The organism is Arthrobacter sp. 131MFCol6.1, from assembly GCF_000374925.1.
Taxonomy (GTDB): domain Bacteria; phylum Actinomycetota; class Actinomycetes; order Actinomycetales; family Micrococcaceae; genus Arthrobacter.
Genome location: NZ_KB895541.1, coordinates 762343 through 786530 on the forward strand (window position 1 = coordinate 762343; position 24188 = coordinate 786530).

Here is a 24188-nt window from a genome sequence, read left to right on the forward strand (position 1 = left end):
ACTGTGAGCACGGCGTCACGAACTCCCCGGATTGTCTCCGGAATCACCTCCCGGCTGCCAGTCCGCGTCGACAAGACGATCAGGCGGCTCGCCGTGCTGTCCCTCATCGGCCAGATCGTCCTGGTGGTGACCGGCGGCGCCGTCCGCCTGACGGCCTCGGGCCTTGGCTGCCCCACCTGGCCGCGCTGCACGGAAGCGTCCCTGGCCACCACCCCGGAAATGGGGATCCACGGCATCATTGAATTCGGCAACCGGCTCCTGACGTTTGCGCTGGCGGCCGTCGCAGTGATGATGCTGGTCTACCTGTGGAACCTCCGCAAGGAGCGCCGCGACCTGTTCCTGCTCGCCCTCGGCCTGCTCGCCAGCATCCCGGCCCAGGCCGTCATCGGCGGCATCACGGTGCTGACCGGGCTGAACCCGTGGGTCGTGGGCCTGCACTTCCTCGTGTCCATGGCCCTCGTGGTCCTCGCGACCCTCCTCGTGAACCGAGCCTACGGGCGCACGGGCAAGGCCCGGACCGTGCAGCTTCCCGCCCTGCCGGGGGCTGCCCGCCCGGTGATGACCGCCGTCGCGGTCCTCTCCGCCGTCGCCGTCTGCCTCGGCGTGGTGGTGACCGGCGCCGGCCCGCATGCCGGCGACGCGAACGCCCCGCGCAACGACCTCGACTGGGACCTGTTCGCGCACATCCACGCTGCGCCCGCCTACCTGGTGACCGCCGGCGCGCTGTTCGCGTTGGTCCTTGTGGTCCGCGGCCGGATCCAGGGGCCGTTCCGCTCCGCGGTGTTCATGCTCCTGGGCGTCACGGTACTGCAGGCCGTTATCGGCTTTACGCAGTACTACAACGGCATCCCGGCGCTGCTCGTCGGCGCGCACATGCTGGCGGCGGCGCTGCTGATGAGCGCAGCGACCAACGCCGCGGACCTCGCCCGCTACAGCCCGGTGGACTAACCCGGTGGACTAATCAGCCGCAGCACCCCTGAACAAAGCATCGCGGGGTCACTTACCGCCCATCCGGCACGTCCGGACGGCCCGTAAGTGACCCCGCGTTTGCTGTCTGTGCACCCGTCCGGGCGCTGTGGCAACGATGTTCAGTACCGCATTCACTTCCCGGGGGCTGGCCATGACGGGATTTCCGGGTGGACTATGGGATGGCATGGACAAGGATCGTCGCGGCAGTGGGCTTTCCTCGTTCGTTCCCGTGACGCTGACCGGAAGGCCTTCTCTGATGCAAGCGACAGAACCGACCGTGCCTCCTTCACCCTCAGCCCGCCAGCGCGCGGCCAGCCTCAAAGAACGCGTCTACATCATCTTCACGAGCCTGGCCGTGGTGTTGGCGCTTCGGAGTCACGCGGACGAGACCACGCCGCTAGCAGCGGCGGCGACGCTCAGCATCGTGGTGATCGGTTCCCTGCTGGGGATCTTCGTCGCCGATCTCCTGAGCCACCTGACAGTTCATTCGAAGCTTCCCACCGGTGACGAGCTGCACCACATGATCGCGGTCAGCGCGGACGGCCTCGGCGTCCTGGTCACACCGTTGCTCCTCCTCACGGCAGCCGGCCTCGGTCTGTGGTCGACGGCCGTCGCCTTGGCGTGGGCGATCGTGGTCCTGGTTGTCTCGCTCGCCGTCGTCGGGTTCCTCGCGATCCGGCGCCTCGAGATCCCTCTGCGTCACAAGGCCGCCATCATGTTCGCTGAAGTCGTGTTGAGCCTGCTGGTAATCGGGCTGGAGCTGGTGGCCCACAATCTATAGAGAGGCCCAAGGCCTCCCCCCATTCGACCTCGGGTTACTGGCCGGTCACTTGTCCAAACGGGAAGGCGTTCGGAATACTGGATGGTGTGGCCCCTTTTTGGGCCTGCCCATTGGCCGGGCAGCCGCAGAGCCGGCGTCAGGTTTCGTCCAGCCAAGGCGGGAATACTTGGATAGGGCGCAGGACTGGCGCCGTAATCGCATCCATGGATAGAAGGACGGCTCGGTTTTGCCTTGATGCAGCTGGAATTGAAACCGGCCAGATAGAGGCACCGGAGGATATGTGGCGTTACTAGTCGGCGAAAGGCCCGCACAGGCGGTCCAACATACTGCAAAGCGCCCACGGCTGGACGGCCTGGACGTTCTGCGCGGTGCCGCTGTGGGCGCCGTCCTCCTCGGACATTCCTGGCCCGGCATATTCCAAGGCGCCGGCATCGTGGGTGTCATTGTCTTCTTCGTGCTGAGCGGCTACTTGATCACCAACGTGCTGGTCGGCGACATCGAACGGCACCGAAAAATTCGTTACGGACGCTTCTATGCGCACAGGGCCTTCCGGCTGGTGCCGGCCCTGGTCTCTCTCCTGGGCGTCTACGCGATCGTCGAATTGGCCACCGACGTCCTCGGTGACCGGTCCAAGGGAATCGTTGGGTACACCGTCCTCGCCGGTCTTGGCTACCTCAAAGACCTCCCCCTGCCCTTCGACGTCAGCATGGCGATCGGACCGCTCTGGACGTTGGCGGTGGAAGAACAGTTCTACCTGATCTGGCCCGCGCTGCTGGTGCTCGCCCTGCGGCGCAACCGCCAGGGACGGCTGGTTGGCTGGTCCGCCGCCGTCGCCCTCTTCCTCATGTCCGCCAGTGTGCTGGCAATGGTGACCCTGGCCCCGCAACTTCACTCGCTGGTTTACGCGCTGCCGACAACCTGGGGCCTGGGCCTGATCATCGGTTCGGCCCTGCGGCTCTACAGGGTCCATGTGTTCAGCTGGTTCACCGGCCGCTGGCCCAGGCGTGCGGCCCTGCTCGGTTCCGTGGCCGTCCTGGCCGCGCTGATCTTCTTCCCGAAGGCCAACGAAACGCCGGCCTTCATGTTCATTGGCGGCCCGCTGGCCATGGCCGCCTCAGCCGTCCTGGTCGCACTGGCCGCCTCCCGCACCGCAGTGATGCCCAAGTGGACGCGCCCGGTGCAGCTGCTGGGCACCGTCTCGTACGCCGCCTACCTCTGGAACTACGCCGTCATTCTCTGGCTCAACGGCGGCTCCACGGCCGATCTGCCGCCGTTCATCGCGGTGTCGGCGATCGTGGTGACCCTGCTCATTGCGGTCATCAGCTGGCACACTGTCGAACGGCTCGGCCGGATCGCGCGGGCCCGCTTCGACCAGCACTATTCGGCCCGGTACTATCCGGACCGGCAGCAGGCCGGCAGCGCCGCTTCCCGGCACGGTTAGGCGGGACTGTTCAGGCGGCAGGATTCACGCGGGACGGTTCCGCGGCACTGTTCAGTCGGCACTCTTCAGCCGGCAGAATTCAGTCGGCCCTGGTCAATCGCTGCCCGGGTCGTTCTCCAGCGTGCAGGCATCGGTGTTCGCCCCGCAGACGATCACCGCGACGCGTTCCCCTGCGGCGGGTGTGTATGCCCCTGACGTGAGCGCCGCGAACGCAGCCGCAGCCCCGTACTCGGCGGGGATCCGGTAATCGCTCCACAACCGTGACCTGGCGGCGACGATGGCGGCGTCGTCGACCAGCACAGAGGCCGGCGGGACGCGTGAGGCGATGCTGAAGGCGATCCCGCCCACGCGCCGGGCCCCGAGGGAATCCGCGGCGACGCCCGAAACGGCCACATCGACCGGGCGCCCGGCGTCGAGGGCCGCGTGCAGCGTGGGGATGGAGAAGGGCTCAACCGCGACGACGCGGGCCCGTCCCTCGGCAGCTGCCGCCACGCCCGCATAGAGTCCGCCGCCGCCGACGGCGACGACGATCGTGTCGATGCCGGGCTCGTCCTCGAGAATTTCCTCGGCCAGGGTGCCTGCGCCTGCCGCGATTTCCAGCTGGTCGTACGCATGGCAGAACAAGGCACCGGTATCTTCCACGTAGTCCATTGCGGCCGCGAAAGCCTCCGCGTATTCGGCGCCGATCTGCCGGACCGTGGCGTTATACGCGAGGAGTCGCTCGACCTTTATCCGCGGGGCGTTCTTCGGGATGAACACCGTCGCCGGCAGGCCGAGAGCCGCGGCGGCGTATGCGTTCGCCAAACCCGCGTTGCCGCCCGACGCCGCCACCACACCGACGGCCGGGTCAAGCTCCCCGCGCTCCAGGGCAGCGAGCTGCCGGTTGAAGGCACCCCGGGCCTTGAAGACGCCCGTGTGCTGCAGGAACTCACATTTGAACCAGAGCGGGGCGGCAGCGGTACCCCCGCGGAGCAATGGTGTGCGCCGCACGTGGCCACTGATGCGGTTCTGTGCCTGAAGTACATCGCTGCGGTTGATCACGGTCTCCCCTGGGGTTGTGGCGCCTGGCCGGTTCGTAAGGATACCCCGGGACCGAAAAGGACCGCCCCTCCCCTGATACAGCTGACGCTCCCCCACCACTGGTGAGGGAGCGTCAGGCACACGAACGGGGGGAATCAGCCGCCCATGATGGCCGAGCCGACGAAGGGGTCGACGGCCAGGGCAATGAAGAGCAGGGTCAGGTAGCTGATGGAGCCGTGGAAGACCTTCATGGCTCCCTTGTTCGACACGTCGCCCGCCTGGGCGCGGTTGTACAGGGCGTGCGACTCGTACAGGAACCAGGCACCGGCGCCCACGGCGGTCACCGTGTAGACCCAGCCGGCACCGCCGGCCGGGATCATCAGCAGCGAACACGCCACCATGGCCCAGGCGTAGAGGACCACCTGCACCGAAACCACTTTCGCGCCGGCTATGGCGCCCAGCATCGGCACGTTGGCGTTGCGGTAGTCCTCGCCGTAGCGCATCGACAGCGGCCAGTAGTGCGGCGGGGTCCAGAGGAAAATCACCATAAACAGCACGACGGCGGGCCACTCGACAGTGTTGGTGACGGCGGCCCAGGCAATCAGGACCGGGAAGCACCCGGCGGCGCCGCCCCAGACAATGTTCTGGGCTGTGCGCCGCTTCAGGATCATGGTGTAGATGACCACGTAGAAGACGATGGCGCCGAGTCCGAGCCACGCGGCGAGCGGGTTGGCCCCGAACCAGAGGATGGCGATCGCTGCCGCGCCCAGCAGCCAGGAGAAGATGAGGGCTTCGCGGGGCGTGACCTCACCGGTGACCAGCGGCCGGTTCTCGGTGCGGTGCATGAGCTTGTCGATATCGCGGTCGATGTAACAGTTGAAGGCGCCGGCTGAACCTGCCGCGAACGCGCCGCCCACAAGCGTCGCCAGGATCAGGCCGATCGACGGGAAACCACGTTCGGCATAGATCATGGTGGGCAGCGTGCTGACGAGCAGGAGCTCGATGACGCGGGGTTTCGTGAGCGCCAGGTAGGCCTTGGCTTTGCGGCCGAAGCCCATTCTTCCCGAGGCCGGGGAGGCGTTCAGCGGCGTATTAGTTGTGCTCACGGTGGCAGTCACTCTGTTCTGTCTGGCTGTGCAGTTCTGTCTGGCTGGGCAGCCCCGGGTGGATTTCGCAACGCACTGTGCGGCAGACCGGGCTCCGCGCTCGGCGCACGCCCGTGTCCTTGCCCCAGTCGAAGGCCACCACCCATCATACCGTGGAGCTCCGGGGCGGACGGCCGCCGAACGGCGCCCCATGATTCCGGCGCGTTAACGCCGGCTCACCGGCCCCACGGCGGACGGTGATTCATATAAGCGAAATCAGGTCCAATTGGTGAGATATACGCTGACCACAAAGTGGAATGGGACTAGGCTGTCCTTAGATCAGCGCACACGGGCACGCATACAGGCACTTGCCGGACACGCGGCTCTGCATCTGCGTCTGAATGATAGATCAACGTTTCGATGGTGAACGGCTGGTACGAACCGCAGCGGGCACCGAACTGTGCCCGGGCGGAAAAGAGCGTACCGCCGGCCGTCAGCACAGAGAGGGGCCCGGTTTTCGTGCCACATTTGGAAGAGCAAGAACTGTCATGGACTGACTTGGACCAGCGCGCGGTGGACACCGTCCGTGTGCTGGCCGCGGATGCGGTGGAGAAGGTCGGAAACGGCCACCCGGGAACGGCGATGAGCCTGGCTCCGGCCGCGTATTTGTTGTTCCAGAAGCTGATGCGCCACGATCCGGCGAACCCGGACTGGCTGGGCCGCGACCGGTTCATCCTGTCCCCCGGACACACGTCCCTGACCCTGTACATCCAGCTGTTCCTCTCCGGCTACGGCCTGGAGCTGAAGGACCTGGAGGCGCTGCGGACCTGGGGCTCGCTGACCCCGGGCCACCCGGAGTATAAGCACACCAAGGGTGTGGAGATCACCACCGGCCCGCTCGGCCAGGGCCTGGCCTCCGCGGTCGGCTTCGCCTATTCCCAGCGCCGGATGCGCGGCCTGTTCGACGCCGACGCTCCCGCCGGCACGAGCCCGTTCGATCACACCATCTGGGTGATCGCCTCCGACGGCGACCTGCAGGAAGGCGTCACCTCCGAGGCGTCCTCACTCGCCGGGCACCAGGAACTGGGCAACCTCGTGGTGATCTACGACGAGAACCACATCTCGATTGAGGACGACACCGATGTGGCGTTCACCGAGGACGTCCTGGCCCGCTACGAGGCCTACGGCTGGCACACCCAGCGCGTCGATTGGACCCGGACCGGCGAATACGTCGAAGACGTGCAGGAACTGCACGCCGCGCTGCTTGCCGCGAAGGCCGAAACCGGCAAGCCCTCCATCATCTCCCTGCGGACCATCATCGGGTACCCGGCGCCGAAGAAGCAGAACACCGGCAAGATCCACGGCTCCGCCCTGGGCGCTGAGGAAGTCGCGGCCCTGAAGAAGGTCCTGGGCTTCGACCCGGAACGCGCCTTCCAGGTCGACGAGGACGTCCTGGCCCACGCCCGGGCCGTCCAGGACCGCGGCGCGGCTGCCCGCACCGACTGGCAGGCCTCGTTCGAGGCGTGGCAAGCCGGCAACCCCGAGGCCGCTGCATTGCTGGAACGCGTCGAGGCGAAGAAGCTCCCGGGCGACTTCGAGGCCGCCCTGCCGGTCTTCGAGGCCGGCAAGGACGTCTCCACCCGGGCCGCCTCCGGGAAGGTCCTGAACGCGATCGGCCCGGTCATGCCCGAACTCTGGGGCGGCTCCGCCGACCTCGCGGAGTCGAACAACACCACGATCGAAGGCTCGCCCTCGTTCATCCCCACGTCCCGGTCCACCGCGGCGTGGAAGGGCAACCCCTATGGCCGGGTCCTGCACTTCGGCATCCGCGAGCACGCCGCGGCATCGATCGTGAACGGCATCTCCCTGCACGGGCGCACCCGGGCGTTCTCCGGAACGTTCCTGATCTTCTCCGACTACCAGCGCCCCGCGATCCGGCTCGGCGCCCTCATGGGCGTCCCGTCGCTGTACGTCTGGACGCACGACTCGATCGGGCTGGGCGAGGACGGCCCCACGCACCAGCCCGTCGAGCAGCTCGCCTCCCTGCGTGCCATCCCGGGCCTGGACGTCGTCCGCCCGGGAGATGCGAACGAGGTTGCCGCGGCCTGGAAGGCCATGCTGGAAAACCACGAAAACCCCGCCGGGATCGTCCTGACCCGGCAGAACATCCCCACGTACGCCCGCGGCACCGGCGTGGCCGACGGCGACACCTTCGGCTCCACGGCCGGCGTCGAGAAGGGCGGCTACGTCCTGGCTGAGGCGTCGAAGGACGGCAACACCGTCGACGCCCAGGTCATCCTGATTGGCACCGGCTCCGAGGTCCAGCTCGCCGTCAACGCCCGCGAAGTGCTGCAGGCCGAGGGCATCCCCACCCGTGTGGTGTCCATGCCCTGCGTGGAATGGTTCAACAAGCAGGACGCCGCCTACCGCGACGCCGTGCTGCCCCCGGCCGTGAAGGCACGCGTTTCGGTCGAGGCCGGACTGGCCCTGGGCTGGAAGGAATTCGTCGGCGACGCCGGCCGTTCCATCTCCCTGGAGCACTTCGGCGCGTCCGCGGACTACAAGCGCCTCTTCCAGGAATTCGGCATCACGGCAGAAGCAGTCGCCGCCGCCGCGAAGGAATCCCTCGCCGGCCTCACCAACTGATCCACCACCACGGTTCCGGGGGACGCTGTGCCCCCGGAACCCATGATTTCCAGGAGTTATGAAATGACTACCCCCACCCAGCAGCTCTCCGACGCCGGCGTCTCGATCTGGCTCGATGACCTCTCCCGCGGCCGCCTGCAGACCGGCACCCTGCGCAAGCTGATTGAAGAGAAGAACGTCGTTGGCGTCACCACCAACCCGTCGATCTTCCACGCCGCCATCACCGCCGGCCACGACTACGACGCCGTGATCGCCGCCCAGGCCGCGGCAGGCGCCACCGTCGAGGAGACCGTCTTCGAAATCACCACCACCGACGTGGCCGACGCCTGCGACCTGTTCGCCCCCGTCGCCGCGGCCACCAAGGGCGTCGACGGCCGCGTTTCCATCGAGGTCGACCCCCGCCTGGCCTGGGACACCGCCGGCACCATCGCCGAAGCGAAGCACCTGTACAAGAAGGTCAACAAGGACAACGTCCTGATCAAGATCCCGGCAACCCTCGAAGGCCTCGAGGCGATCACCGCCACCCTGGCCGAGGGCATCAGCGTCAACGTGACCCTGATCTTCTCGCTGGAACGCTACCGCGCCGTGATCAACGCCTTCCAGTCCGGACTCGAGCAGGCCAAGGACAACGGCCACGACCTGTCCACGATCCACTCGGTCGCGTCCTTCTTCGTCTCCCGCGTCGATGCCGAAATCGACAAGCGCCTCAACGCCATCGGCACCGAGGAAGCCAAGGCACTCAAGGGCAAGGCCGGCCTGGCCAACGCGCGCCTGGCCTACCAGGTCTACGAGGAGCTGTTCTCCACCGAACGCTGGGCCCTGCTGGCCGAGGCCGGCGCCCTGCCGCAGCGCCCGCTCTGGGCCTCCACCGGCGTGAAGGACCCGGCCTACCCGGATACCCTCTACGTCACCGAACTCGTCGCCCCCGGCGTCGTCAACACCATGCCGGAGAAGACGCTCGACGCGACGTTCGACCACGGCACCGTCACGGGCGACACCGTCACCCGCGGCTACGACGACGCCAACGCCACGCTGAACTCCCTCGACGCACTGGGGATTTCCTACAACGAGGTCGTCGCTCTGCTCGAATCCGAAGGCCTGGACAAGTTCGTGGCCAGCTGGAAGGAACTGCTGGGCGACGTCGAAGGCGCCCTGGCCTCTGCACGGAAGGCTTCCTAACCCACCATGAGCACACTCAGCTACGACGCCACCGGCGCAGCCCGCCAGGCACATGAGCAGCACCTCCCGGCACTGCTGGAAGACCGCATTGCCACCCGGATCTTCGCGAAGGACCACACCCTGTGGGGTCCGGACGCAGAGCAGGAATCCGCTGTCCGGCTGGGCTGGGTCGAGGCGGCCACCGTCTCCCAGCCGCTGGTCGGCGACATCCTCGAACTCCGCGACGCGCTGAAGGCCGAGGGCGTAACGCGGATCGTCCTCTGCGGCATGGGTGGCTCCTCCCTGGCGCCCGAAGTCATCGCGGGCACCGCTGGCGTCGAGCTGACTGTGCTGGACAGCACCGACCCCGAACAGGTCAGTGCCGCGGTGGCGGACCGGCTGGCCGAAACCGCAATCGTGGTTTCGTCCAAGTCCGGCTCCACCGTGGAAACGGATTCCCAGCGCCGGATCTTCGAGCAGGCGTTCACCGATGCCGGGATCGACGCGAAGAGCCGCATCATCATCGTCACCGACCCGGGGTCGCCGCTGGACAAGGCCTCACGGGAGGCCGGCTACCGCGCCGTCTTCAATGCAGACCCCAACGTCGGCGGCCGCTTCTCGGCCCTGACCGCTTTCGGGCTGGTCCCGTGCGGGCTGGCCGGAGTGGACATCCAGGCTTTCCTGGATGAGGCCGAAGAAGCCGCCGAGATCCTCAATGAGGACTCGGAGGACAACATCGGTCTCGCCCTCGGCACCGCACTGGGCGGCACCACCCCGCTGCGCAACAAGATCGTCATCGCGGAGGACGGGTCCGGGATCGTGGGCTTCGCCGACTGGGCCGAACAGCTCATCGCCGAATCCACAGGCAAGCTCGGCACCGGCGTGCTGCCGGTCGTGGCCGGTCCTGCCTCCCCGGAGGCCACCCTGGGCGCTCCCGACGTGCTGGTCATCCGGCTCGTCGCAGCGGACGCCGACGTGCAGCTCGGCGAGAACGAGGTCGCCATTGCCGGCGGCCTGGCCACGCAGATGATGGTGTGGGAATTCGCCACCGCCGTGGCCGGCCGCCTGCTGGGCATCAACCCGTTCGACCAGCCTGATGTCGAGGCAGCGAAAATCGCCGCCCGCGGCCTGCTGGACGCACAGCCCGAACCGACGCCGGCGAATTTCACCGACGGCGCCATCGAGGTCCGCGGCGGAGCATGGCTCGGCGACGCCGCCACCGCGGCAGAGGCCGTCGGCGCGCTGCTCGCCGAACTCGGCCCGGACAACTACCTCAGCGTGCAGGCCTACTTCGACCGGCTCGCCTACGCCAGCTTCGAAGGCGTCCGGGACGAACTGGCCGCTGTCAGCGGACGCCCGGTCACCTTCGGCTGGGGCCCGCGGTTCCTGCACTCCACCGGCCAGTTCCACAAGGGCGGACCCGCGATCGGCGTCTTCCTGCAGGTCACGGCCGCGTCCGCGGCTGACCTGGCCATCCCGGACCGGCCATTCACGTTCGGCGAGCTGATCTCGGCGCAGGCCGCGGGCGATGCCCAGGTCCTCTCCGAGCACGGCCGTCCGGTCCTCCGGCTGCACCTCACCGACCGCGCCGCGGGCGTGAAGCAGCTCCAGGAGCTCGTCACGTCCCTCGCCGGCCAGGCCGCATCCTCCACTGAAAGCTAAGGCACCCACGCAACCATGCCAGAAACCTACAACGGCGGCAGGAACACGGCCGGCCGGGGGCGCAATCCGCTCCGGGACCCCCGTGACCGCCGTCTGAACCGTATTGCCGGGCCGGCGTCGCTGGTCCTGTTCGGGGTGACCGGGGACCTCGCCCGCAAGAAGCTCATGCCAGCCGTGTATGACCTCGCCAACCGCGGGCTGCTGCCGCCGAGCTTCGCGCTGGTGGGCTTTGCCCGCCGCGAGTGGGAGAACGAGGACTTCGCGGCGGAGGTCAAGGAGTCCGTCAAAACCTACGCCCGCACCCCGTTCGATGAAACGGTCTGGAAGCAGCTCTCCGAGGGCATCCGCTTCGTGCAGGGCGAGTTCGACGACGACGAGGCGTTCAAGCGGCTCTCGGACACGATCGATGAACTCGACGAACAGCGCGGGACGCGGGGAAACCACGCGTTCTACCTCTCGATCCCGCCGAAGGCCTTCGAACAGGTTTGCCGCCAGCTCTCCAAGCACGGCCTGGCCCAGGCCGCGGGCGACAACTGGCGCCGCGTGGTGATCGAAAAGCCGTTCGGCCACGACCTCGAATCGGCCCGCCAGCTCAACGACATCGTCGAGTCGGTGTTCCCGCCGGACGCGGTGTTCCGGATCGACCACTACCTGGGCAAGGAGACGGTGCAGAACATCCTGGCACTGCGCTTCGCCAACCAGCTCTTCGAGCCGCTCTGGAACGCCAACTATGTGGACCACGTCCAGATCACCATGGCCGAGGACATCGGCACGGGTGGCCGGGCAGGCTACTACGACGGCGTGGGCGCGGCCCGCGACGTCATCCAGAACCACCTGCTGCAGCTGCTGGCCCTGACAGCCATGGAGGAGCCGATCTCCTTCAACGCCGATGACCTGCGTGCCGAGAAGGAAAAGGTCCTCGCCGCCGTCAGGCTCCCCCACGACCTCTCCACCCACTCCGCCCGCGGTCAGTTCACCGGCGGCTGGCAGGGCGGCGAGGAAGTCCTCGGGTACCTGGAGGAAGAGGGCATCCCCGCCGATTCCAAGACCGAGACGTTCGCCGCGATCCGGGTGGACATCAACACCCGGCGCTGGTCCGGTGTGCCGTTCTACCTGCGTGCCGGAAAGCGGCTGGGGCGCCGGGTGACGGAGATCGCCGTCGTGTTCAAGCGCGCACCGAACCTGCTCTTCACCGACCACGGCGAGGACGACTTCGGCCAGAACGCCGTGGTGATCCGGGTCCAGCCTGACGAGGGCGCCACGATCCGGTTCGGTTCCAAGGTCCCGGGCACCCAGATGGAGGTCCGCGACGTCACCATGGACTTCGGCTACGGCCACTCCTTCACCGAGTCCAGCCCCGAAGCCTACGAACGCCTCATCCTGGACGTGCTCCTCGGCGAACCGCCGCTGTTCCCCCGGCACCAGGAAGTCGAGCTGTCCTGGAAGATCCTGGATCCCTTCGAGAACTACTGGGCCGGCCTCGACGAACAGCCCCAGCCCTACGCTCCCGGCAGCTGGGGCCCTGCCTCGGCCGACGAGCTCCTTGCCCGCGACGGACGAACCTGGAGAAGGCCATGATCGTAGATCTTCCCGACACCACCACCTCCAAGATTTCCAAGAAGATCATGGCCCTGCGGGAGCAGGGCGGCGTGATCGCCCTGGGCCGGGTCCTGACCCTTGTGGTCGTCACCCGCTCCGGGCTCGAAGAGGAAGCCATCGAGGCAGCCAACGAGGCAAGCCGCGAACACCCGTGCCGGATCATCGTCCTCGCCGACGCCGGGGCCTCGGCCCCGACCCGGCTGGACGCCCAGATCCGCGTCGGCGGCGACGCCGGGGCCTCCGAGGTGATCCTGCTGCGCGGCTACGGCGAACTCGCCGAGGAAAGCGAATCCCTCGTCGCGGCCCTGCTGCTCCCGGACGCCCCGATCGTGGCGTGGTGGCCGCACGGCGCACCCAGGAATGCGTGCCAGACCTCGATCGGGGGCATCGCGCACCGCCGGATCACCGACTCGGCCAACGAAGCGGACCCGGTCGCGGCGCTGGAAAACATCCGCCGCACCTACAAGGCCGGCGACACAGACCTGGCCTGGACCCGGCTGACCAACTGGCGCATCCAGCTGGCTGCGGTCCTGGACCAGGTGGACGACTCGCCGGTGACGGCCGTGGCCGTCGAGGGCGCCTCGGACTCCCCCAGCACCGTGCTCCTCGCCGCCTGGCTCACCCTGGCCCTGGACGTTCCCGTGACGATCGTGGCGGATCCGGCCGGAACCGGCATTCGGCGCGTCCGGCTGACCCGGCCCGGCGGCGACATCCAGCTTTTCCGGCCCGGGCTCACCATTGCGGAACTGACCCAGCCCGGCCAGCCCGCGCAGCGGATCTCACTGCCCCGCCGCAGCCTCAAGGACTGCCTGGCCGAGGAACTCCGCCGCCTGGATCCGGACGAAGTCTTCGGTGAAGTGATTACTATGGGACTGCCGCGTACCAATCTAAGGAGTGTCCGTCCCAGTGAGCGCTGACCCGAGAGTAAGCATCCATCCTGATTCGACCGTTCTGATGGCTGCGATCGCAGCCCGCCTGATTACCAAGCTCGTGGATATCCAGGACCGGCACGGCGAGGCCACGGTGGTGCTTACCGGGGGAACGATGGGCATCGGCTCGCTCAAGGCCGTGGCCGAGTCGCCGGCGGCGCGGGCCGTCGACTGGTCCAAGGTGAATTTCTGGTGGGGGGACGAGCGCTTTGTGGCGGCAGACGACGCCGAGCGCAACGCCCGCCAGGCCCAGGACGCCCTCCTGTCCCATATCGGTGTTGATCCGGCGCGCGTCCATGTGCCCGGTTCCACCGATGACTTCGACAGCCCGGACGACGCGGCGGCCGACTATGCCCGCCGTCTCGCCGAGGCAGCGGCCGCCGAGCACGCCGCGGACATGTCCGACGACAGGCCGGAAATGCCGGCGCGGCTCCCCCGCCTGGATATTGTCCTCCTCGGCGTCGGGCCGGATGCGCACGTCGCCTCGCTCTTCCCGGAGCAAGCCGGCATCCGGGAGAAGGAACGGACTGTCGTGGGTGTCCACAACTCCCCCAAGCCGCCGCCGGCGCGGGTGTCGCTGACGTTGCCGGCGATCAATACGGCGTCCGAGGTGTGGATGGTGGTGGCCGGTGACGACAAGGCCGGCGCCGTAGGGCTCGCCCTGGCCGGCGCCAATCCGGTGCAGGTTCCCGCGGCGGGCCCGCGCGGCCGCCGGGAAACCCTGTGGCTGATTGACGAGAACGCGGCCTCACGGGTCCCGGAGCAGCTCGTCCGGAAGGGTGCGTCCTGAGCGTAGCCGTTCCAGCGCTCCGGCCAGCACGTCTTCGGCGTCCTGGCTGGAGCGCCGCTCTTTAACGTATTCCAGGTGCGTCTTGAAGCCCTCTGTCGGTGCTTCCTCCAGGGCAAACTTTGATTCGTCGCGGGTTGCGGTGCCGCCGCAGCGCCGGCAGTCCCAGACTCCGGGGATCTGTTCCTCCGGCAGCTGGGCGAACACGAGCGCGGTTTCATGGCCCTTGGCGCACCGGAAGGAGACACGAATACGGGGCTGGCGTACGCCGGCCCCGTTCAGTGGTTCATGGCGGGGAGATGCCCCCTCGGTGGCGCCCACGCGGATTCCCTTGAATCCGGAAGCAGAATGCAGCATCGGGAACTCCTGGCTACTTAGCTGGTGGAAGTGCAAGACGACAGCCACAGTGTAGTTCGTGAGTTCCCGATGCCGGGAGGGCCATAAGGACCCCATATGGAGTTTTCGGACGGGCGTCCTAGGAATCGGCACCCGTGCTGAACCGCATGAGCAGGCCGAGGGCGATGATCACCACTCCCCAGGTGATTCCCAGGATGACGGTGAACCTGTTGAGGTTCCGTTCCGCGACCCCGGAGGAGCTCAGCCCCGAGCTCATGCCGCCGCCGAACATGTCGGACAGGCCGCCTCCGCGTCCCTTATGGAGCAGGATGAGCAACGTCAGCAGGAGGCTGGTGATGCCCAGGAGGACCTGCAGAATGACATGAAGAACGTCCACGACGGCCTTTCAGAAGGATTGGATTGCGGGGGTCAGGCTGTGTCCGGACTAATCCGTCAACAGGTGACTCTCGAACCTGACAATATTAGCAAACTCGGCAGCGTCCAGGCTGGCACCGCCGACCAGCAAGCCGTCGACGTCGCGCTCCTTGAGGATCGACGCCGCGTTGTTGGCCTTGACCGAGCCGCCGTAGAGCAGGCGGGTCTTGGCTGCCACGTCGGCTCCGAAGAGGGTGGACAGTTCGGCACGGATAGCTGCACACATTTCCTGGGCATCTTCCGGGCCCGCGACCTCGCCGGTGCCGATGGCCCACACGGGCTCGTAGGCAACCACGAGCTCGGCGGCCTGCTCCGGGGTGAGGCCTTCGACGCCGGCGCGCAGCTGGGCGAGGGTGTGGTCCACGTGGGTGCCGGCCTGCCGGATCTCCAGGCCTTCACCGACACAGAGGACCGGGGTGATGCCGTGCCGGAAGGCGGCCTTGGTCTTGGCGTTGAGCACGGCGTCGGACTCGTTGTGGATGGTGCGGCGTTCGCTGTGGCCAACCAGGACGTAGCTGCAGGCAAGCTTCGCGAGGAACTGGCCGGAAATGTCGCCCGTGTAGGCGCCGGAGTCGAACTGGGAGAGGTCCTGGCCGCCATAGACGACGGCGAGCTCGTCGCCCTGGACCAGCGTCTGAACGCCGCGGAGATCCGTGAACGGCGGGAAGACGGCGACCTCCACCCGGCTGTAGTCGTGCTTGGCGTCGGACAGGGTCCACGCCAGCTTCTGCAGGAGGGTGATGCCCTGGACGTGGTCCATGTTCATCTTCCAGTTGCCGGCGATGAAAGGCTTGCGGTCGAATTTACCGTTGGTTGACGTGGTCACGTGATCTCCAGGAGTTCTTGGTGTGTGGGAGCAGCCGGCAGGGTGCCCGGTTCGTTGCGGAGGGCACCCTGCCGGCTCAAATGCCGGTGCTTTTAGCGGTCTGTGCTTCTAACGGTCGAGGACGCTCAGGCCGGGGAGTTCCTTGCCTTCAAGGTACTCCAGGCTTGCGCCGCCGCCGGTTGAAATGTGGCCGAACGCCTCATCGGCGAAGCCGAGGGTCCGGACCGCTGCCGCCGAGTCGCCGCCGCCAACGACGGTGAACGCGTCCGTCTCGGTCAGGGCCTGCGCGATGGCCCGGGTACCGCCGGCGAAGGCCGCGAATTCGAACACGCCCATGGGCCCGTTCCAGAACACGGTCTTGGCGCCCTTGATCCGTTCCGCGAACGCCGCTGCCGATACCGGCCCGATGTCCAGCCCGATGCCCTGCGCTCCGAAGCTGCCCGACTCGATGGCGTCGGCCGCGACGGTCTCGTGCTCGGCATCGGCGGCGAACTTGCTCGCCACCACAACATCGGTGGGCACAACGAACTCGGTGCCGGCGTCGGCGGCCCGCTTCAGGTAGTCCTGGACGACCGGGATCTGGTCCTCTTCGAGCAGGCTGCCCGCGACCTTGTGACCCGCGGCGGCGAGGAAGGTGAACAGCATGCCGCCGCCCACCAGAATCGTGTCCGCCTTGCCCAGGAGGTTGTCGATGACAGCGAGCTTGTCGGAGACCTTGGAGCCGCCGAGGACAACGACGTAGGGCCGCTGGGTGTCGGTGGTGAGCTTGCGCAACACTTCGACCTCCGTGCGGACGAGGTCGCCCTGGTAGGACGGCAGCCGCGTGGCGACGTCGTACACGCTGGCGTGCTTGCGGTGCACGGCACCGAAGGCATCGTCGACGAAGGCGCCGTTATCACCGGTGAGCGCGACGAGTTCGTCCGCGAAGGCGCCGCGTTCGGCGTCGTCCTTGGAGGTCTCCCGCGCGTCGAAGCGCACGTTTTCAAGGACCAGCACTTCGCCGTCCTGCAGCGCGGCGGAGAGCTCCTTGGCCGACTCGCCGACGGTGTCGGTGGCAAGTGAGACCTTGAACCCGGCAAGCTCGGCCAGCCGTGCGGCTGCGGGCTTGAGTGAGTACTTCTCCTCCGGGGCGCCCTTGGGGCGGCCGAGGTGTGCTGTGACCAGCACGCGGGCACCGGCGTCCGTGAGCTTCGCCAGCACTGGCAGGGAGGCCTTGATGCGGCCATCGTCAGTCACTGTAGAGCCGTCGAGCGGCACGTTCAGGTCACTTCTGACCAGAACGTACCGCCCGCGGACACCATCAGCGATCAGTTCGTTGAGGGTGTGAAATGTCATGAGTCTTACCCTAGCCCAGCTTGGACGCGACAAGCTCCGTGAGGTCCACGAGGCGGTTGGAGTAACCCCACTCGTTGTCATACCAGGACACAACCTTGACCTGGTCGCCGATCACCTTGGTCAGGCCGGAATCGAAGATGGACGATGCCGGGTCACCGACGATGTCCGAGGAGACGATCGGCTCGTCGGTGTAGGTCAGCAGGCCCTTGAGCTCCTCGGTCTCCGACGCTGCCTTGAGGGCGGCGTTGACTTCAGCGACCGTGGTCTCGCGGGAGACCGTGACGGTCAGGTCCGTGGCGGAACCGGTGGGGACGGGCACGCGGATGGCGTAGCCGTCGAGCTTGCCCTTGAGTTCCGGCAGGACCAGGCCGATCGCCTTGGCGGCACCGGTGGAGGTGGGCACCATGTTGATGGCGGCGGCGCGGGCGCGGCGGAGGTCCTTGTGCGGGCCGTCCTGCAGGTTCTGGTCGGCGGTGTAGGCGTGGATGGTGGTCATCAGGCCACGCTCGATGCCGAAGGCGTCATTGATGACCTTGGCCAGCGGGCCGAGGCAGTTGGTGGTGCAGGAGGCGTTGGAGATGATGTGGTGCGTGGCGCTGTCGTACAGGCCGTCGTTGACGCCCATCACGATCGTGATGTCCTCATCCGACGCGGGGGCGGAGATCAGGACCTTCTTGGCGCCGGCGTCGATGTGCTTCTGCGCATCGGCGGCCTTGGTGAAGAAGCCGGTGGACTCGATGACGATGTCGACGCCGAGCTCGCCCCAGGGCAGCTTCGCGGGATCGCGTTCGGCCAGGACCTTGATGATGTTGCCGTCGACGACGATGTTGCCGTCTTTGACCTCGATGGTTTCGGCCAGGCGGCCGCCCACGGAGTCGTACTTGAAGAGGTGAGCGAGGGCTTCCGGGCTGGTGAGGTCGTTGACCGCAACGATCTCAAGGTCTGCGCCCTGTGCGAGGGCGGCGCGGAAGTAGTTGCGGCCGATACGGCCAAAGCCGTTGATGCCAATACGGGTCGTCACGTTTTCAGTCTCCTTGGTGCTCTTGCGAGCACGACTAGTTGAGAAGGCGTTCAAGCCAACTAACAGATCCCGCACGCCATTGGGCAGAGATAATTACCAGATCGGAGGGCGACCAGCCACATTGCTGAAGGCTAACCGCCTTCCGTGATCCATCTTACGTTTAACCGGGACTGCCCCCGCAAGTGCAGGGGCAGTCCGTCCACATTTCGGGCCGACCGGCCCGTAATGTGAGGTTTGTTACAAACGGAAGTCGATTCCGTCACCCTGTGCAGGGTAATGGGACCTGCCTAGAGGGTAATGAGGCCCGTCGCGTTCTTGCGGGCGGCGTCGAAGCGCTTGGCGACGTCGGCCCAGTTCACGATGTTCCAGAAGGCCTTGACGTAGTCAGCCTTGACGTTGACGTAGTCCAGGTAGAAAGCGTGCTCCCACATGTCCAGCATCAGCAGCGGGGTGGTGCCGAGTGCGACGTTGCCCTGCTGATCGTAGAGCTGCTCGATGACCAGGTTGCCGCCGATGGGTTCGTAGGCCAGGAAGCCCCAGCCGGAGCCCTGCAGGCCCAGCGCCGCGGCGCTGAACTGGGCACGGAATGCGTCGAACGAGCCGAAGGCGTCGTCGATGGCCGCGGCGAGCTCGCCCTCGGGCTTGTCGCCACCGTCCGGGGAGAGGTTCTTCCAGAAGACGGAGTGGTTGATGTGGCCGCCGGTGTGGAACGCGAGGTCCTTGGAGAGGCGGTTGATGTTGGCGAAGTCGCCCTTTTCGCGCGCCTCGGCCAGCTGGGCCAGGGCGTTGTTGGCGCCGGCCACGTAGGCGGCGTGGTGCTTGCTGTGGTGCAGCTCCATGATCTTCGCGGAGATGTGCGGTTCCAGCGCTGCGTAGTCATAGTCGAGCTGGGGCAGTACGTACTCGGTCACAAAATCCTCCAATGTCGTGGACGGGTTGTCCGGTTCGGTAACTCTCGGATTGTGCATCCGGATGCGGGCATCCGGAAAATTGCGGTGGGATCCAACGGCGACAACCCACCGCGGCTCCCGGGTATTTCCATTCCCGGTATATTCCTGCTGTTGATTCTAGGGGCGGGCTAGTCGTCGAGCATTTCCGGCGTCACATTGGCTTCGGTGCCCGGGATGCCGAGGTCCTGGGCCCGTTTGTCCGCCATGGCCAGGAGCCGGCGGATCCGGCCGGCGATGGCGTCCTTGGTCATGACGGGGTCGGCGAGCCGGCCCAGCTCGTCCAGGCTGGCCTGCTTGTGCGCGACCCGGAGCTCACCGGCATACTTCAGATGGTCCGGGACGTCGTCGCCCAGGATTTCCAGGGCCCGGTCCACCCGGGCGCCGGCGGCCACGGCGGCCTGCGCGGAACGGCGCAGGTTCGCGTCATCGAAGTTGGCGAGCCGGTTGGCAGTGGCCCGGACTTCCTTGCGCATGCGGCGTTCCTCCCAGACCATCAGGGCGTCATGTGCGCCCATGCGCGTGAGCAGCGCGGCGATCGTGTCGCCGTCGCGGATCACCACGCGGTCCACTCCCCTGACCTCGCGGGCCTTGGCCTGGATGCCCAGGCGGCGGGCGGCGCCGACGAGGGCCAGGGCCGATTCGGGGCCGGGGCAGGTGACTTCCATGGCCGAGGACCGGCCGGGCTCGGTGAGCGAGCCGTGGACCAGGAATGCGCCGCGCCAGACGGCTTCGGCGTCCGCGGCGGAGCCGTTGACCACTACCGACGGAAGGCCGCGCACGGGGCGGCCCCGCGCGTCCAGCAGTCCGGTCTGGCGGGCGAGGGCCTCACCGTCGCGCACCACCCGCACCACATAGCGGCTGCCGCGGCGCAGGCCGCCGCCGGAGACGACGATGATCTCGCTCTGGTGGCCGTACACCTCGGCGATGGCGGCGCGCAGCCGCCGGGCGGTCGATGCGAGGTCGACTTCGGCCTCGATCACAATCCGGCCCGAGATGATGTGCAGCCCGCCGGCGAAGCGGAGCATGGCCGAGACCTCGGCCTTGCGGACTGAGGACTTCTTGATATCCAGACGGGAAAGTTCTTCCTTGACTGATGCTGTCAGTGCCATGGCACCTTTCCTAACTATTCCCGAAAATATCGTGATACGCCGTCGCCAGCCGCAACGGATCGTGGACCGGACGGCGACCAGACGCCCCCACTTTACCCAAGACCACCTCGGCGCCGAGCATTCCTGCCGCCGCCTCGAAGTCGGGCAGGTTCTGCACCGACGCCGGGTCGGCCAGGATGACGTCGATCGTGAACTCCGGCGCGTACTCGCGCAGCACCCGGAGGTGGTCGGCGGCGGTCATGCCGGCGGTCTCCTTGGTATCTGTGGCCAGGTTCATGGTCAGGCACCGGCGGGCGGCCGTGTTGGCGAGGGCCTCGCGCATTTCGGGCAGCAACAGGTGCGGCAGAACGGACGTGTACCAGGAGCCCGGACCGAGGATCACCCAGTCTGCCAGCTCGATCGCCGTCAGTGCCTCGGTGCAGGCCGGAGCGTTCTCAGGCAAGAGCCGGACGTGCTCCAGGGACCCTGCCACCGCGCACTTGGCCTGACCGGTGAGGGTCTGCAGTGCCGTTGCGCCGTCCGGGGCGGTGACCCGGACCTGGCCCTCGATGGTCAGCGGGACGCTGGACATTGGCAGGACTTCGCCGCGGGCGCCGAGCAGGGCGCCGGCCCACTTCAGGCCCGCGACGGTGTCGCCCAGGAGCTCCCAGAGCGTGACGATCAGGAGGTTACCCATCGCGTGTTCATCGAGGGAGCCGCCGCGGCCTTTGCCGGGCGCGAAGCGGTGCTGCATGACGTCACGCCACGTGCGGCCCCAGTCGGTGTCGTCGCACAGCGCGGACAGGGCCATCCGCAGATCGCCGGGCGGCAGGACGCCGTACTCTTCGCGGAGCCGGCCGGAGGAGCCGCCGTCGTCCGCGACCGTGACGATCGCGGTGAGCTCGGAGGTCAGCAGGCGCAGGGCCGACAGCGAGGCGGAGAGACCGTGGCCGCCGCCGAGCGCGACGACGGAGGGTCCTTTGTCCTGCTGGCTGGCGAAGGCCGCGCTGGCGGGCGGGACGAGGGGCAGCGGGCCGGTCAGCAGCGCCATTACTCGCGGCCCAGGTCCCGGTGCGTCGTGGTCACGGTGACGCGCGGATATTGCGCCAGCCTCCGTGAGAGTTCGACGGCGACCGCCACGGAACGGTGTTTGCCGCCGGTGCAGCCCACGGCGATGGTGGCGTAGTGCTTATTCTCCCGCCGGTACCCGTCCAGGACCGGTTCGAGGGCCAGCACGTAGCGTTCCACGAAGTCGCTGACGCCCTGGGCCTCCAGCACGTAGTCGCTGACGTCCTTGTCCAGCCCGGTGTGCGGGCGCAACTGCGGCACCCAGTGCGGGTTGGGGATGAAGCGGGCATCGGCCACGAAGTTGGCATCCACCGGGAGCCCGTACTTGAAGCCGAAGCTCATGACGTTGAGCCGCAGCGCCACCGGCCCGGTCTCGCTGAAGAGTTCGGTGATCGCGGTGGCGAGGCCATGGACGTTGAGGGAGGACGTGTCCAGGACAATGTCGGCGGTGTCCTTCAATTCACGCACCAGCTCGCGTTCGGCGGCGATGCCGTCGAGGATCCGGCCGCCGCCCTGGAGCGGGTGGGGCCTGCGGCCCTGCTCGAAGCGGCGCACCAGGACGTCGTCGTTGGCGTCGAGGAACAGCACGCGGAAGCTCACGCCCGTGGCTTCCAGGGCGCGGAGCGCCGCGCGCATGTCGACGAACAGTTCCTTGCTCCGGACGTCCATCACGACGGCGAGCTTGGACATCGAGTGCGGTGTCCGGGACACCAGTTCGGCGAGCGTGCCGAGCATCTGCGGCGGCAGGTTTTCCACGACATACCAGCCATGGTCCTCAAGGGCGTCCGAGGCGGTGCTGCGGCCGGCTCCCGACATTCCGGTCACCACGAGCAGTTCAGCCTCGACGGGTTTGACGGGTGTCATGCCGTCCGCATCCGTCTCGGATCCTGCCGTCGACTCTGCCATCAGTGAAGCCCCATCTCTGCCTGTGCGATTTGCTGTTCCGTCAGGTTTGCGCGCCGGCCGCGGTGATGCCGCGGCCGTGCCGTACCCAAGTCTTTACCCTAGCTAAGTTTGGCGGCGCTAGCTAAGTGTCGAGGATTTCGCCGGTGGTCATGTTGACGGCAGGAACCGTAGCGGCTTCCTCGAGGCCGCCGGCAGTGAAGTGCCGGACGATCGAGGCGGCCAGGGAGGGGCCGATCCCCTTGGCACCGGTGAGTTCCTCCTGCGTCGCGGCCTTGATCGCCTTGACGGAGCCGAACTCGGCCAGGAGGGCCTTGCGTTTGGACTCGCCCAGCCCGGGCACGCTGTCCAGCGCGGACACCGTCATGGCCTTGCCGCGCTTTTGCCGGTGGAAGCTGATGGCGAAGCGGTGGGCCTCGTCGCGGATCCGCTGCAGCAGATACAGGCCGGCGGAGGCGCGCGGCAGGATCACCGGGAAGTCGCTGTCCGGCAGCCACACTTCCTCGAGCCGTTTGGCCAGGCCGACCACATAGACGTCCTCGATGCCCAGCTCTTCCAGCGCCCGCGCGGCGGCATTGACTTGCGGCTTGCCGCCGTCGACGACGACAAGGTTGGGCGGGTAGGCGAATTTGCTCCGCGGCGTGGGCGTCGTGGAGTCCGCGACCGCCGCGGCGGTTGCCGCGTCCAGGGCCGCTTGGTGCGCCGGTTTGGCCGCGGCCGCCGCGTGCTCGTTTTTCTCCTGGAGATAGTGCCGGAACCGGCGGGTCAGCACATCGTGCATGGCCGCCGTGTCGTCGGTGGCGGCGGCTCCGGTCACGGCGAACTTCCGGTAGTCGGACTTTTTCGGCAGGCCGTCCTCGACCACCACCATGGAGCCGACTACGTTGGTGCCCTGGACGTGTGAGATGTCGAAGCACTCGATCCGCAGCAACGCCACGGGAAGCTCGAGCGCCTCCTGGATTTCCTGCAGGGCCTGGGAGCGCATGGTGAGGTCGCCGGCGCGCCGGGATTTATGGAGTTTGAGGGCGTGCTCGGCGTTTTCACGGACCGTGGACAGGAGGGCGGCCTTGTCGCCGCGCTGGGGGACGCGGATGTCCACCCGTGCCCCACGCAGGCCGCTGAGCCATTGTGCGAGTTCCGGGGCGTTGCTGGGTTCGGTGGGCACCAGCACTTCCCGGGGCAACCTGCCCTGCAGCCCGGCTTCCTCGCCGTAGACCTGCTGGAGCAGGTGTTCGACCAGTTCCGGGGTGGTGGAGTCCTCGACCTTTTCCACCACCCAGCCGCGCTGGCCGCGGATCCGTCCGCCGCGGACGTGGAAGACCTGGACGGCGGCCTCGAGTTCGTCTTCGTGCAGGGCGAAAACGTCGGCGTCCGTGCCCTCGGCCAGGACGACGGCGTTCCGTTCGAAGACCTTTTTCAGCGCCACGATGTCGTCCCGGAGCCGGGCCGCGCGTTCGTAGTCGAGCTCGGCGACTGCCGCGGCCATCTCCCGTTCCAGCCGGTTGACGAAGGGCTTGGCTTCGCCGCCCATGAACGTGCAGAAATCCTCGGCCAGGGCGCGGTGGTCCGCAGCGGAGATCCGGCCGACGCACGGCGCGGAGCATTTGTCGATGTAGCCGAGCAGGCAGGGCCGGCCGCTGGCTTCGGCGCGTTTCAGCACCCCGGGACTGCAGCTGCGCACCGGGAACACGCGCAGCAGGGTGTCCATGGTGTCCCGGATCGCGCCCGCGGTGTACGGGCCGAAGTACCGGGTCCCCTTCCGCCGGTCGCCGCGCAGCACCTGGACGCGCGGGTACTTCTCCCCCATCGTCACGGCGAGATACGGGTAGCTTTTGTCGTCCCTGAACATCACGTTGAAGCGGGGCGTGAATTCCTTGATCCAGGTGTATTCCAGCTGCAGCGACTCGAGCTCGCTGCCCACCACGGTCCATTCGACGCTGCTGGCCGTGTGCACCATCGCGTAGGTTTTGGGCATGAGCCCGGCGGGGTTGGCGAAGTAGGTGTTCAGCCGGGCACGGAGGTTTTTGGCTTTGCCGACGTAGATGACCCGGCCGTGCGGATCGCGGAAGCGGTACACGCCCGGATTGGTCGGAATTTCACCCGTCTGGGGTCGGTAACTCGCTGGATCTGCCACAGATCAAGTCTACTG

Annotated in this window: 21 protein-coding genes; 9 read left to right on the plus strand and 12 right to left on the minus strand. The window is 67.4% G+C overall.

What is annotated here, in order from left to right; all coding sequences use genetic code 11:
• Positions 1 to 3: 3 nt before the first annotated feature.
• The 3 genes from C566_RS0103665 (at position 4) to C566_RS0103680 (ending at position 3191) form a co-directional block, all read left to right on the plus strand.
• The gene (locus tag C566_RS0103665; protein ID WP_018772981.1) at positions 4 to 948 is read left to right on the plus strand and encodes a COX15/CtaA family protein; all 945 of its coding nucleotides are present in this window, start codon (positions 4 to 6) and stop codon (positions 946 to 948) included.
• A 298-nt stretch (positions 949 to 1246) separates the two neighbouring features.
• Complete coding sequence (locus C566_RS20685) at positions 1247 to 1750, plus strand: hypothetical protein (RefSeq protein WP_231386236.1); 504 nt, start codon at positions 1247 to 1249, stop codon at positions 1748 to 1750.
• A 280-nt stretch (positions 1751 to 2030) separates the two neighbouring features.
• Positions 2031 to 3191, plus strand: a complete 1161-nt coding sequence (locus C566_RS0103680; protein ID WP_081627241.1) for an acyltransferase family protein — start codon at positions 2031 to 2033, stop codon at positions 3189 to 3191.
• Between the two features lie 93 nt (positions 3192 to 3284).
• Here the strand turns inward: C566_RS0103680 and C566_RS0103685 are convergent, their stop codons facing one another.
• Both C566_RS0103685 and C566_RS0103690 read right to left on the minus strand, forming a co-directional pair.
• On the minus strand, positions 3285 to 4232 hold the full coding sequence (locus C566_RS0103685) for a threonine/serine dehydratase (RefSeq protein WP_026266345.1): 948 nt from the start codon (positions 4230 to 4232) through the stop codon (positions 3285 to 3287).
• A gap of 134 nt (positions 4233 to 4366) precedes the next feature.
• Entirely contained in the window at positions 4367 to 5329 is a 963-nt protein-coding gene (locus C566_RS0103690; RefSeq protein WP_026266346.1) for a heme o synthase, read from the minus strand.
• A gap of 495 nt (positions 5330 to 5824) precedes the next feature.
• Here C566_RS0103690 and tkt point away from each other — a divergent pair, with 495 nt between their 5' ends.
• The 6 genes from tkt to pgl all read left to right on the plus strand — a co-directional run bounded on the left by tkt (position 5825) and on the right by pgl (position 14080).
• On the plus strand, positions 5825 to 7942 hold the full coding sequence (gene tkt / locus C566_RS0103695; protein WP_026266347.1) for a transketolase: 2118 nt from the start codon (positions 5825 to 5827) through the stop codon (positions 7940 to 7942).
• 63 nt (positions 7943 to 8005) lie between these two features.
• Positions 8006 to 9121, plus strand: a complete 1116-nt coding sequence (tal, locus tag C566_RS0103700; protein WP_018772988.1) for a transaldolase — start codon at positions 8006 to 8008, stop codon at positions 9119 to 9121.
• 6 nt (positions 9122 to 9127) lie between these two features.
• Entirely contained in the window at positions 9128 to 10762 is a 1635-nt protein-coding gene (locus C566_RS0103705) for a glucose-6-phosphate isomerase (protein ID WP_018772989.1), read from the plus strand.
• Between the two features lie 15 nt (positions 10763 to 10777).
• Positions 10778 to 12340, plus strand: coding sequence for a glucose-6-phosphate dehydrogenase (gene zwf / locus C566_RS0103710; RefSeq protein ID WP_018772990.1), 1563 nt, complete (start codon positions 10778 to 10780; stop codon positions 12338 to 12340).
• The gene (locus C566_RS0103715; protein WP_018772991.1) at positions 12337 to 13278 is read left to right on the plus strand and encodes a glucose-6-phosphate dehydrogenase assembly protein OpcA; all 942 of its coding nucleotides are present in this window, start codon (positions 12337 to 12339) and stop codon (positions 13276 to 13278) included. The genes zwf and C566_RS0103715 overlap by 4 nt, the downstream gene beginning before the upstream one ends.
• A complete protein-coding gene (gene pgl, locus C566_RS0103720) occupies positions 13268 to 14080 on the plus strand; it encodes a 6-phosphogluconolactonase (RefSeq protein ID WP_026266348.1) in 813 nt (270 codons plus the stop codon). Before C566_RS0103715 ends, pgl begins: the two co-directional genes overlap by 11 nt.
• On the opposite strand, the gene C566_RS0103725 is transcribed toward pgl, so the two are convergent.
• The 10 genes from C566_RS0103725 to uvrC form a co-directional block, all read right to left on the minus strand.
• Positions 14039 to 14434 (minus strand): RNA polymerase-binding protein RbpA, encoded by a 396-nt coding sequence (locus C566_RS0103725; RefSeq protein ID WP_018772993.1) that lies wholly within the window; start codon positions 14432 to 14434, stop codon positions 14039 to 14041. The genes pgl and C566_RS0103725 overlap by 42 nt on opposite strands.
• 118 nt (positions 14435 to 14552) lie before the next feature.
• Entirely contained in the window at positions 14553 to 14810 is a 258-nt protein-coding gene (gene secG / locus C566_RS0103730; RefSeq protein WP_018772994.1) for a preprotein translocase subunit SecG, read from the minus strand.
• A 48-nt stretch (positions 14811 to 14858) separates the two neighbouring features.
• Positions 14859 to 15674 (minus strand): triose-phosphate isomerase, encoded by an 816-nt coding sequence (gene tpiA, locus C566_RS0103735; protein WP_018772995.1) that lies wholly within the window; start codon positions 15672 to 15674, stop codon positions 14859 to 14861.
• A 108-nt stretch (positions 15675 to 15782) separates the two neighbouring features.
• Positions 15783 to 17009, minus strand: coding sequence for a phosphoglycerate kinase (locus tag C566_RS0103740; protein ID WP_018772996.1), 1227 nt, complete (start codon positions 17007 to 17009; stop codon positions 15783 to 15785).
• Between the two features lie 10 nt (positions 17010 to 17019).
• Positions 17020 to 18030, minus strand: coding sequence for a type I glyceraldehyde-3-phosphate dehydrogenase (gap, locus tag C566_RS0103745; RefSeq protein ID WP_018772997.1), 1011 nt, complete (start codon positions 18028 to 18030; stop codon positions 17020 to 17022).
• A gap of 287 nt (positions 18031 to 18317) precedes the next feature.
• Entirely contained in the window at positions 18318 to 18941 is a 624-nt protein-coding gene (locus C566_RS0103750; protein ID WP_018772998.1) for a superoxide dismutase, read from the minus strand.
• A 167-nt stretch (positions 18942 to 19108) separates the two neighbouring features.
• Positions 19109 to 20089 carry a DNA-binding protein WhiA gene (gene whiA, locus C566_RS0103755; RefSeq protein ID WP_018772999.1) on the minus strand — a complete coding sequence of 327 codons (981 nt, stop codon included), beginning with the start codon at positions 20087 to 20089 and terminating at the stop codon, positions 19109 to 19111.
• Between the two features lie 10 nt (positions 20090 to 20099).
• On the minus strand, positions 20100 to 21119 hold the full coding sequence (locus tag C566_RS0103760) for a gluconeogenesis factor YvcK family protein (RefSeq protein ID WP_018773000.1): 1020 nt from the start codon (positions 21117 to 21119) through the stop codon (positions 20100 to 20102).
• Entirely contained in the window at positions 21119 to 22042 is a 924-nt protein-coding gene (gene rapZ / locus C566_RS0103765; protein WP_018773001.1) for an RNase adapter RapZ, read from the minus strand. Before rapZ ends, C566_RS0103760 begins: the two co-directional genes overlap by 1 nt.
• Positions 22043 to 22163: 121 nt before the next feature.
• On the minus strand, positions 22164 to 24173 hold the full coding sequence (uvrC, locus tag C566_RS0103770) for an excinuclease ABC subunit UvrC (protein ID WP_026266349.1): 2010 nt from the start codon (positions 24171 to 24173) through the stop codon (positions 22164 to 22166).
• Positions 24174 to 24188 lie beyond the last annotated feature (15 nt).

What these genes read in the sequence shown, in the direction of transcription:
- tal (WP_018772988.1), top strand. Translation starts at nt 8,006, where the DNA reads ATGACTACCCCCACCCAGCAGCTCTCCGACGCCGGCGTCTCGATCTGG.
- C566_RS0103705 (WP_018772989.1), top strand. Translation starts at nt 9,128, where the DNA reads ATGAGCACACTCAGCTACGACGCCACCGGCGCAGCCCGCCAGGCACAT.
- zwf (WP_018772990.1), top strand. Translation starts at nt 10,778, where the DNA reads ATGCCAGAAACCTACAACGGCGGCAGGAACACGGCCGGCCGGGGGCGC.
- C566_RS0103715 (WP_018772991.1), top strand. Translation starts at nt 12,337, where the DNA reads ATGATCGTAGATCTTCCCGACACCACCACCTCCAAGATTTCCAAGAAG.
- C566_RS0103725 (WP_018772993.1), bottom strand. Translation starts at nt 14,434, where the DNA reads ATGCTGCATTCTGCTTCCGGATTCAAGGGAATCCGCGTGGGCGCCACC.
- C566_RS0103740 (WP_018772996.1), bottom strand. Translation starts at nt 17,009, where the DNA reads ATGACATTTCACACCCTCAACGAACTGATCGCTGATGGTGTCCGCGGG.
- whiA (WP_018772999.1), bottom strand. Translation starts at nt 20,089, where the DNA reads ATGGCACTGACAGCATCAGTCAAGGAAGAACTTTCCCGTCTGGATATC.
- C566_RS0103760 (WP_018773000.1), bottom strand. Translation starts at nt 21,119, where the DNA reads ATGGCGCTGCTGACCGGCCCGCTGCCCCTCGTCCCGCCCGCCAGCGCG.
- rapZ (WP_018773001.1), bottom strand. Translation starts at nt 22,042, where the DNA reads ATGGCAGAGTCGACGGCAGGATCCGAGACGGATGCGGACGGCATGACA.